The 8,889-nt window shown below is 58.2% G+C and carries 7 protein-coding genes; 2 read left to right on the forward strand and 5 right to left on the reverse strand.

Going from position 1 to position 8,889, the window contains the following annotated elements:
* Nucleotides 1-229: 229 nt before the first annotated feature.
* Nucleotides 230-1,390, reverse strand: a complete 1,161-nt coding sequence (locus Mhypo_RS16130) for a branched-chain amino acid ABC transporter substrate-binding protein (protein WP_119342281.1) — start codon at nt 1,388-1,390, stop codon at nt 230-232.
* Nucleotides 1,391-1,881: 491 nt separating this feature from the next.
* Nucleotides 1,882-3,243, reverse strand: coding sequence for a type I glutamate--ammonia ligase (gene glnA / locus Mhypo_RS16135; protein WP_119342282.1), 1,362 nt, complete (start codon nt 3,241-3,243; stop codon nt 1,882-1,884).
* A gap of 276 nt (nt 3,244-3,519) precedes the next feature.
* On the opposite strand from glnA, the gene Mhypo_RS16140 reads away from it, so the two are divergent.
* The gene (locus Mhypo_RS16140) at nt 3,520-4,269 is read left to right on the forward strand and encodes a hypothetical protein (protein ID WP_119342283.1); all 750 of its coding nucleotides are present in this window, start codon (nt 3,520-3,522) and stop codon (nt 4,267-4,269) included.
* Between the two features lie 155 nt (nt 4,270-4,424).
* On the opposite strand, the gene Mhypo_RS16145 is transcribed toward Mhypo_RS16140, so the two are convergent.
* Together Mhypo_RS16145 and Mhypo_RS16150 are read right to left on the reverse strand one after the other, a co-directional pair.
* Nucleotides 4,425-5,528: a PQQ-dependent sugar dehydrogenase gene (locus tag Mhypo_RS16145; RefSeq protein WP_119342284.1), complete on the reverse strand. Its 1,104-nt coding sequence runs from the start codon at nt 5,526-5,528 to the stop codon at nt 4,425-4,427.
* Nucleotides 5,529-5,572: 44 nt separating this feature from the next.
* Nucleotides 5,573-6,664 carry a PQQ-dependent sugar dehydrogenase gene (locus tag Mhypo_RS16150; protein WP_119342285.1) on the reverse strand — a complete coding sequence of 364 codons (1,092 nt, stop codon included), beginning with the start codon at nt 6,662-6,664 and terminating at the stop codon, nt 5,573-5,575.
* Between the two features lie 338 nt (nt 6,665-7,002).
* Here Mhypo_RS16150 and Mhypo_RS16155 point away from each other — a divergent pair, with 338 nt between their 5' ends.
* Nucleotides 7,003-8,670 carry a bifunctional metallophosphatase/5'-nucleotidase gene (locus tag Mhypo_RS16155; RefSeq protein WP_119342286.1) on the forward strand — a complete coding sequence of 556 codons (1,668 nt, stop codon included), beginning with the start codon at nt 7,003-7,005 and terminating at the stop codon, nt 8,668-8,670.
* 28 nt (nt 8,671-8,698) lie between these two features.
* Here Mhypo_RS16155 and Mhypo_RS18220 read toward each other — a convergent pair.
* On the reverse strand, nt 8,699-8,889 hold a 191-nt coding region (locus Mhypo_RS18220; RefSeq protein ID WP_206074939.1), incomplete at its 5' end, for a hypothetical protein.

The raw sequence follows: 8,889 nt of genomic DNA on the forward strand, positions 1-8,889 counted from the left end.
CGGGGGCCGATGGCCCTTCACTGTCGGTCGGCGAAGAAAGCGTCTCCCTTCCAAGGGGCGGTATCGCCCTCCGCTACGCGGATAACTTCCAAGGGGCGGTATCGCCCTCCGCTACGCGGATAACTTCGGCCCTGTTGATTCGTTACCGTTCGGTAACGAATCAACCGAATCTGGTATGACCACAAACAAAAAAGACTCCCGCCGAGGCGGGAGTCTTTGGGTTTGAACCTTATTGCTTAGCAGCCGGGGGGGCAAACTGAATAACCCGCAGCACGTCACCGGGGTACTTGGCTTCTTTCATGCCCACGACGTAGTAGTCGGAGAGCTTGCGGTCGCCCTTGCTGTCAAACTCGATGCGACCGGTAAGGCCGTCGAGCTTAACCTCGCGCACGGCGCGGGCTACTTGCTCGCGGGTGGGCTTTTTACCACCGTTGGCCTTGATGGCGGCCTCGAGGGCGTTCAGAATCACGTTGGCAGCATCGAAGGCATACACGGCGTAGGCTTCGGGGTCTTTACCGAACTTGGCCTTGTAGCGCTGGGCAAAGGCAGCAGCCTTGGGAAGGGTGCTGATGGGTCCAGCGGTGGTGGTGAAGAGCACGCCCTTCGAGGCGCTACCGGCAATCTTGACCAGGTCGGAGGCATCCAGACCGTCGCCGCCCATGAAGGTAGCGGTGATGCCGCGCTCGCGCATCTGCTTGACCAGTACGCCGCCCTTGTCGTAAATGCCGCCGTAGTAGACCAGGTCGGGGCGCTGGGCCCGCATCTGGAGGATCAGGGGCTGGAAGTTGGAGGCTTCCTCAGTGCCGACAATGGACAAAACGTTGGCCCCTAGTTCCTTGGCCCGGCTTGCAAAGGCTTCCGCCAGGCCCTGGCCGTAGGGGGTCTTATCGTGGATCACGAACAGGCGGGTGCGCTTGAGAACCTTCACAGCGTACTCGGCTCCTACCGGCCCCTGTACGTCGTCTCGCCCGCAAATGCGGTTGACGCTCAAGTAGCCGCGGTCGGTAACGCGGGGGTTGGTGTTGGCCGGGGAGACCATGACCAGGTTGGTGTCCTTGTAAATTTCTGAAGCGGGGATGGCTACACCCGAGTTCAGGTGGCCCACAATGCCCAGTAGATCGGCGTCGTTGACAATACGGCGCGCTACTGCCACACCCACATCGGGGGTCGCCTGGTCATCTTGAGGGGCAAACTGAAGCTGGAAGCCAAGCTGCTGGAAGCGGGCTTGGGCATCCTCGATGGCCATCTGGGCGCCCTGCTGGATGGCTGTACCCAGACCCGACTGCGGCCCGGACAGGGGCGAGACCGAAGCGATCTTGATGACGTTGGACTGAGCCGAGGCCACACCCAGGGCCAACGCGCCCAGCGCTAGAATTGCGAGTTTTCTCATGCCGATTCCTCCTAAACCTTCTTTTAGCCAAAAAACGGCTGGTCTATTCTACCCAATCCAGGCCGATGTGTGTCAATGTGGGTCATTGTTTTGCGATCCAGCCAATACGAAGGTACACAATTTTGCTGAGAATGCAACTTTGACTCAAGACACAATTGAGCGCTTAAAATCGTGAATTGTGAAGAGTATCAACAAGCCTGGGCGGGGTGTTGAGGCAGGCCATCCACCGTTGGGTGGAGAGAGGTCGAGAGGAAGTAGGGCGATGCTCGATTTGCACGGTTGTGCTTGCAAAGCCTAGATGTGTGGCCAGCCAGATAGAGTGCCCTTTGCACAATGCAAGTAATACCAGATTCGGTTAGTTCGTCACCCTTTGGTGACGAACTAACCCGACCGAAGGGAGTGCTCTAGGATTCAAAAAGACAGCCTCTGGTGTTTTTTGGTTTTGTAAACTGTCTTTTTGAATCCGGTATAAACATGGAGCCCAGCGGTACTCAATATTCGGCCAGGTACTGATCGAGTTCCCACCGATGAACGGCAATGCGGTATGAGTCCCACTCGACCCGCTTGGCGTTCAGGAAATCCTTGTAGACCTGCTCTCCTAAGGCATTGCGTACGACCCGGTCTTTTTGTAAGGCTTCCAGGGCCTCGCGTAAGGTTCCGGGCATCTCGCTAACACGGTACTTGCGCCTGTCACGTACCGAAAGCTCATATACGTCGCGTTCGATGGGGGGTGGGGGGGTCAGGTTGCTCTCGAGGCCCTCGAGCCCGGCGGCCAGAATCACCGCCAGGGCCAGGTAGGGGTTGCAGGAGGGGTCGGGGAAACGAAACTCTGCCCGGGTTCCCGCGCCACGCCGCTTGGGCACCCGAATCATGGCGCTGCGGTGCGAAACCGACCAGGCCACACTGGTGGGGGCTTCGTAGCCTGGGGTCAGGCGTTTATAGGAGTTGACCAACGGGTTGGTGATGGCGGCCATGCCCTCTGCGTGTTCAAACAGGCCGGCAATAAACTGCAAGGCCGTTTTAGAGAGCTGATGCGGCCAGACCTCGAGCCTTCCTTTAGGCTCATAAAAGGCATTTTCACCGTTTTTGAAGAGCGAGAGGTGAAAGTGCAGGCCCGAGCCGTTGATACCAGCAATGGGCTTGGGCATGAAGGTGGCGTGCAGGCCGTGGTTGATGGCCACACGCTTGACCACAAACTTGAGCGTGGTCAGGTGATCGGCTGCCTGAAGGGCATTGGTGTATTTGAGATCAATTTCGTGCTGGCCGGGGGCACCTTCGTGATGGGCGGCCTCGAGCTGCAAACCCAACCGAACCAACATATCCACCATATCCCGCCGGGCTTCTTCACCCTTATCGGTGGGAGCTAGATCGAAGTAGCCCGCCCGGTCGTAGGTGTGGGTGGTGGGGCTGCCTTCAGGACTGCGGTTGAAGAGGAAGAACTCCACCTCGCTACCCACGTAAAGGTTGTCGTAACCTTTTTTCTGGCTTCGCTCGATTTGTCGCTTGAGCACCTGCCGGGGGTCGCCCTCAAAGGGCTTGCCATCGGGGTAGGCGATATCGCAGATGAGGCGGGCGACAGCGCCTTTGGTGGTGGGCTCGAGCTCCTTTGGGTAGATGATAAAGGTGTTGTAATCCGGCTTCAGCAGCATGTCCGACTCTTCGACCTCGGTGCGACCAAAGCCCTCGATAGAGGACCCGTCGAACATAATTTCGCCGTCCAGTGCTTTTTCGAACTGGTTGACGGGTAGTTCTACTACCTTGTTGATGCCCAGAATATCGGTGAACTGCAATCGCAAAAAGCGTACCTGATGGTCTTTTAGCTCTTGCAAAATGTCCTGCTTGGTTCGTGCCATGTGTACAGCATACCGGTACCGCCGGGGCTTTTGACAGGCGTATTGTTATAGCCAGGTGCATGGGTGCGATTCGTAGAACGGTGCTCAAATCCCAAAAAACGATTGCGGGTTATACCTAAAAGTGGCCACTACAAAGCCTGTGGGTTGCGACATAGCCACAGGTTGTATTTGATTCAGATTAAGGCATTTTGTGATCCATCTCAGTCAAGGGGTGATTGAAGCCACTATCATTGACCCGTTTTGTGGCGTTTTACGCAGCCAAACTTGGGAGGAAGCATGAAAAAAACCTGGTTGGCAGTAATGGCTTCGTTGGGAATCGGCAGTGTGGCCCTCGCGGATGGCTTTTCCATTACCGGAAACTTGCAGTTTTTGCCCGATTTTGGCGTGGTGGGTGGACAGTTTATTACGCCTTACCGCAGCTACCGGGGTACGGCGGTCAACTACACGTTTAACCTGACCGACAATATTGTGGCCGGCGCCAGTCTGCGCCCGGGGTTTTTTGCCGGGCAGTTCGTACTGGCCAGCCGCGCCGGGCTGGTGGGGGTTGCCAAGCTCAACGAATCCAATGCGGGCTACGTGGAAGGAGCAATTCGTTTTGGCTCGAACCAGATTATCCTGCCTGGCCCGTTTAGCTTCGACTTCGATGCGGGCGGGGAAATCTTCATCACCCAGCGTATTGCCGATGCAGCCGTGTTATATGGGGGCGCAGGCCTGGACGCAAGCCTGGTGGTCGTGCCGACCATAACGCTGAACGCAGCAGCCAATGCCTATGCGGGCTTGAAACTCGAACTGACCCGCGACCTGAGTGCCTATCTGGAAGGGGGTCTTCGCTATCCGTTTGGCCTCAGCCTGGGCTACGACATAACCGCTTCCCTGTATTACACCATCGTGCGGGGTGTGCGCCTGGGCATATATGGGGGTTACGCCAATTCCAGTGGGGCCGCAGGCGCATGGAAACTGGGTATTGCCGGCGAATGGACGGAAAAACCCGAAACCCTGGGAACTCCGGGCAACTACCTGCCCTGAAGTATCGCGCCCTTCACAGACGTTGCCGCCCATCCGGGCGGCAACTATTCTGTCTTGGATAGAGGATTCTTGATTCTCGGGAGGCTCATTCTATGCGAAGAGCGCTCTAAGCTCGATAAGCCAGCGGCCTCCCGTTCGGGAGGCTTTTTTGATGCTTACCGCTGGGCCATCCGGTAGACAGTGCCCCGGTGGTCAATCACATACAGCTCGCCAGCGGCATCTTCGCCAAAGGAGCTGATGTTCAGGTCGGTTCGGAGAACTTCCCGGCTCTGCCAGCGCTCACCCTGCGGGGTAGCAGCCCAGATACGGCCACTCACGTAGTCGGCGTAGAAGTAGGCTCCACGAAAGGCCGGCATAGCGCTGCCCCGGTAACGGTAGCCCCCGGTGATGGAGCGACCCTGGTCGTGGGTGTAGGTTAGCACCGGCATGACCAGCCCCTCGCGGTTGCAGTTTTGAGAGGGGTTGAAGCAGCGGTCACCCTCCATGATGCGCCAGCCGTAGTTCTCGCCACCCTTGCTGCTGGCAGGCTGGAAGTGCACTTCTTCGACAGCATTCTGGCCCACATCGGCAATCCACATATCGCCGGTCTGGCGGTCGAAGCTGAAGCGCCAGGGGTTGCGCCAGCCATACGACCAGATTTCGCTCTTGCGTCCGGCCAGGGTGGGGTTGTCGGCGGGAATGGCATAGGCCCGGTTGCCTTCGCTGCGGTTGACGTCTATTCGCAAAATTTTGCCCAGCAAGGTGTCGAGCCGCTGGCCGGCGTTGATGGGGTCACCCCCTGCACCGCCGTCGCCCATGCCGATGTAGAGCATGTTATCCGGGCCGAAGGCGATCATGCCCCCGTTGTGGTTGGCGTAGGGCTGTTCGATGGTCAAGAGGATCTGAGCGGAAGCTGCATCGGCGCGGTTGCCGTTTGCGCGGTAGCGGGCCACTACGGTACTACCCTGGCGGTTGGTGTAGTTGACGAAGAACAGGTTGTTCTGGCGAAAGTTGGGGTGGAACGCCAGTCCCAACAAACCCCGTTCACCGCAACAGGAAACCAGACTGCTTACGTCCAGGAAAGGCTCGGCCAGTAGCCGCCCTTCTTGCAGAATGCGGATGGTGCCGCCTTGCTCCACAATGAATAGCCGTCCGGTGTTGTCGGGCGAATAGGTCAGAAACAACGGGCGACTGAGATTATTGGCTACTGGAACCAGGTTGATGGTTTGGGCGTACGTCAGACTAAGTACCAAGAGGACAAAAAAGATCATTGCTCGCATGGCTCCAGTGTAGCCAAGCGCAGCCTGAGGCCGATGTGTGTGGGCTACAGGTTGGGTTTCAAGCGCAGAATCTTTCCGTTGTCGGTGGAGATATATATCAAACCATCCGGCCCGGTGACAATATCGCGCAAGCGGCCAAAACCAGGATGGGGGCCGCTGTTGGTATCAATCAAGATCTCCTCCTGCACGACCGACTTCCCATTCAAAACCAGCCGGTATAGCCGCCCGGTTTTAAGCGTGACAAAGAAAAGGTTGTTGCGCCAGGCGGTAAAGACGTTGCCTGTGTAGAACATCATGTCGCTGGGTGCGATGGTGTCGCTGGCCGTGTAGTGCTTGATTGCAGGCTCGTAGTTGTTCACGCTGGGGCAGGGGTCGGTGCCCATGCAGTTGGGCCAGCCGTAGTTCTTGCCCTTATGGATGACATTGAGTTCGTCCTTTACATTGGGTCCATGCTCGGTAGACCACAGAAGGCCGGTGCCCGGCTGGAAGGCCAGTCCTTGAGGATTACGGTGTCCCAGCGTCCAGACAGGACTACTGGGGAAGGGGTTATCGCTGGGTATCGAGCCATCGGGGTTGACACGGAAAATTTTTCCAGCCAACGCAGAGAGATCTTGGGCGGCGGGTTGATCCTGGGCGTCTCCCATTGAAAAGTAGAGCTTGTCATCGGGGCCCCACACCACCCGGCAGCCGTTGTGGGTGGACGCACCGCGCATGTTATCGAGTAAGATCAATTCATTGGTCAGAGAACTGCCGGAAATCTCGAAGCGCGAAAGCCGGTTGCGCGAACCACCGCTCGAGATCGAATAGCAAATGTAGACCCATTTATTACTGGCAAAGTTGGGATCTAGCTCCATACCCAGGATACCGCCTTCGCCATCGTCTCTGACTGCCGAGGTGCCGTTGTAGTCTGTTATGGCTCCGGTACTCACGTTCAAAGCACTCACGCGAATCTGGCTCAGATCGCGATTGGTAAACAGCAGTCGGCCATCGGGAGCAAAATGGATGCTCCAGGGTACGCCGCCTAGCCCACTCTTAACTTCTTCTACCCGAAAACTGATGGAACCAGAGGAGGGATCGTTGTTCTGACAACTGACCAAGCCAAGGGTTAGCAATGCAAGAATAAAAAGCGATCTCATGGATTCTCCTGGATGGGCTCTGCTTCAAGAAACCTGGCTTACCCGAGCCTAAACTAAGTCTTGGTTCTGAGTGCTTGCTGAAACCGGCATAAAGTTTCCTAAAAACTGAAGAAGGGGTATGTCAGCCATTTCCAGATATGACACACGCCTCCCTATAACTGTATAGGTCTGGGGTCAGAACTGAAATGGCCCAGTTCCAATCACCATGGTTTCATCTCCGCTCCGCGCAGATGCAGAGTACACAAGGTTTTTGGAAATACACCCAGCCAAAGTGGCCTGATGGATGGTTGACCTCGAGCAGTTATAGAATGACGTGGAAGTACTGCAGAGGAGGAATCATGCGTCGTAGAGATGTACTCAAAGCAGGTTTGGTTGGTGGAGCAGCCCTGGCGGGGTTGACCAGGGCCCAGAACGGCAACTTCACCATGACCATCGTCCACATCAACGACACCCACGCCCGGCTCGAGCCCACCGGCGGCCTGACCCTGGGGGGGCAGCAGAACCAGCGCCTGGGGGGCTTTGCCCGGGTGATATCGCTATTCGACCGGCTGCGGGGCACCGCTACCAACCCTTTGTTTTTGCATGCGGGGGATGTGTTCCAGGGTACGCTTTACTTCAATCAATACCAGGGGCTGGCCGACCGCTATTTCCTGCACCGCATGGGCATCCGGGCCATGGCCCCAGGTAACCACGAGTACAACCTGGGGCCTGATGGGCTGGCCAACTTTTTGAACGGGGTGCGCTTTCCGGTGGTCTCGGCCAACACCGACGTCTCCAGGGAACCCAAACTGGCCGGGCGCATCAAGCCCTATGCGGTGGTAAGCGTGGGGGGCCAGCGGGTAGGCATCATTGGCCTTACCACCCCCGAGACCTCCATCCTCTCGAGCCCCGGCCCCAATGTGCGTTTTACCGATCCGGTTCCAGCCACCCAGCAAGCCGTGGTGGAGCTACTGGCCAAAGGCGTGAAGTACATTGTGGTGCTTTCGCACCTGGGCTACCCACAGGATCAGGAGTTGGCCCGCAAGGTGACGGGGGTGCAGGTGATTGTGGGCGGCCATAGCCACACCCTGCTGGGCCAGACCCCCTTCCCCGAGCTGCGCCCGGGCGGGGCTTACCCCACCATTGTGAAGAACCCCGAAAACAAGGATGTGCTGGTGGTACAAGCCTGGGAGTGGGCCAAGGTGGTGGGCCGCTTGCAGGTCACCTTCAATGCCCAGGGCGAACTGGTGGCCCATCAGGGCCAGGTCATCCCGATGAGCGCTAACCTGCCAGAAGATCGCTTCGCCCTGGACGCCATTGCTGCGTATGGCCTGCCCATCGCGGCGCTGCGGGCCCAGGTGGTTTCCAGGGCGGCTGTGGCCCTCAACGGCGAGCGCAACGACGTGCGCCGCCGCGAGACCAACCTGGCCAACCTGATTGCCGATGCGATGCTCTGGAAGACCCGCCAGGCTGGGGCTACCATCGCGCTGCAAAACGGCGGGGGCATCCGGGCCAGCATCCCAGCAGGAAACATTACCGTGGGGCAGGTCAACGAGGTACTGCCCTTTGGCAATACCCTGACGGTGCTCGAGCTCAAGGGCAGCGAGATTTTAGCGGCCCTGGAGAACGGGGTTTCCCAGTGGGAGCAGATTGCAGGCCGCTTCCTGTCCGGTGTGGCCGGTATCCGCTACACCTTCGATATGGCCCGTCCAGCGGGCAGCCGCGTGACCCAGGTTCAAGTCCAGACCCAGACCGGTTTCCAGCCACTCGACCCGAACGCCACCTACCGTATCGTGACCAACAGCTTCACGGCCTCAGGGGGCGACGGCTTTACCTCCTTCCGCGATGCCAAAGGCTTCCGGGTAGATACCGGCTTCAGCGATGCAGAAGTGCTGATCGAGTACCTGCGAACCCAGCCCTCCTGGGAGCCCCGCCTGGAAAACCGCATCACCATCTTGAACGAACCCAGGGGTCAGCGCTGGGAAGGGCCGTTCTACGTGGACAGCTTCCTCCGTGTGGGGGTGTAATAAGAAATCCCTCTGATCCATTCCCTCATCATCCTCCCGGCCACCAGTGGAAGAGGGTATGGCTCCGAATAAGGTCCGGCTGGGTCTGCAGATAGGCACAGCGGGCTTCCACTTTGCTCCACAGTGCCTCTTCATCCTCCACCTGCCCATTGGCCACCACCCCATCAATCAGCCCCCAGGTTCGTTCCACGGGCTGCAGCTCAGGCGAGTAGGGGGGCA

The organism is Meiothermus hypogaeus (genome assembly GCF_003574035.1).
Lineage (GTDB): Bacteria > Deinococcota > Deinococci > Deinococcales > Thermaceae > Meiothermus > Meiothermus hypogaeus.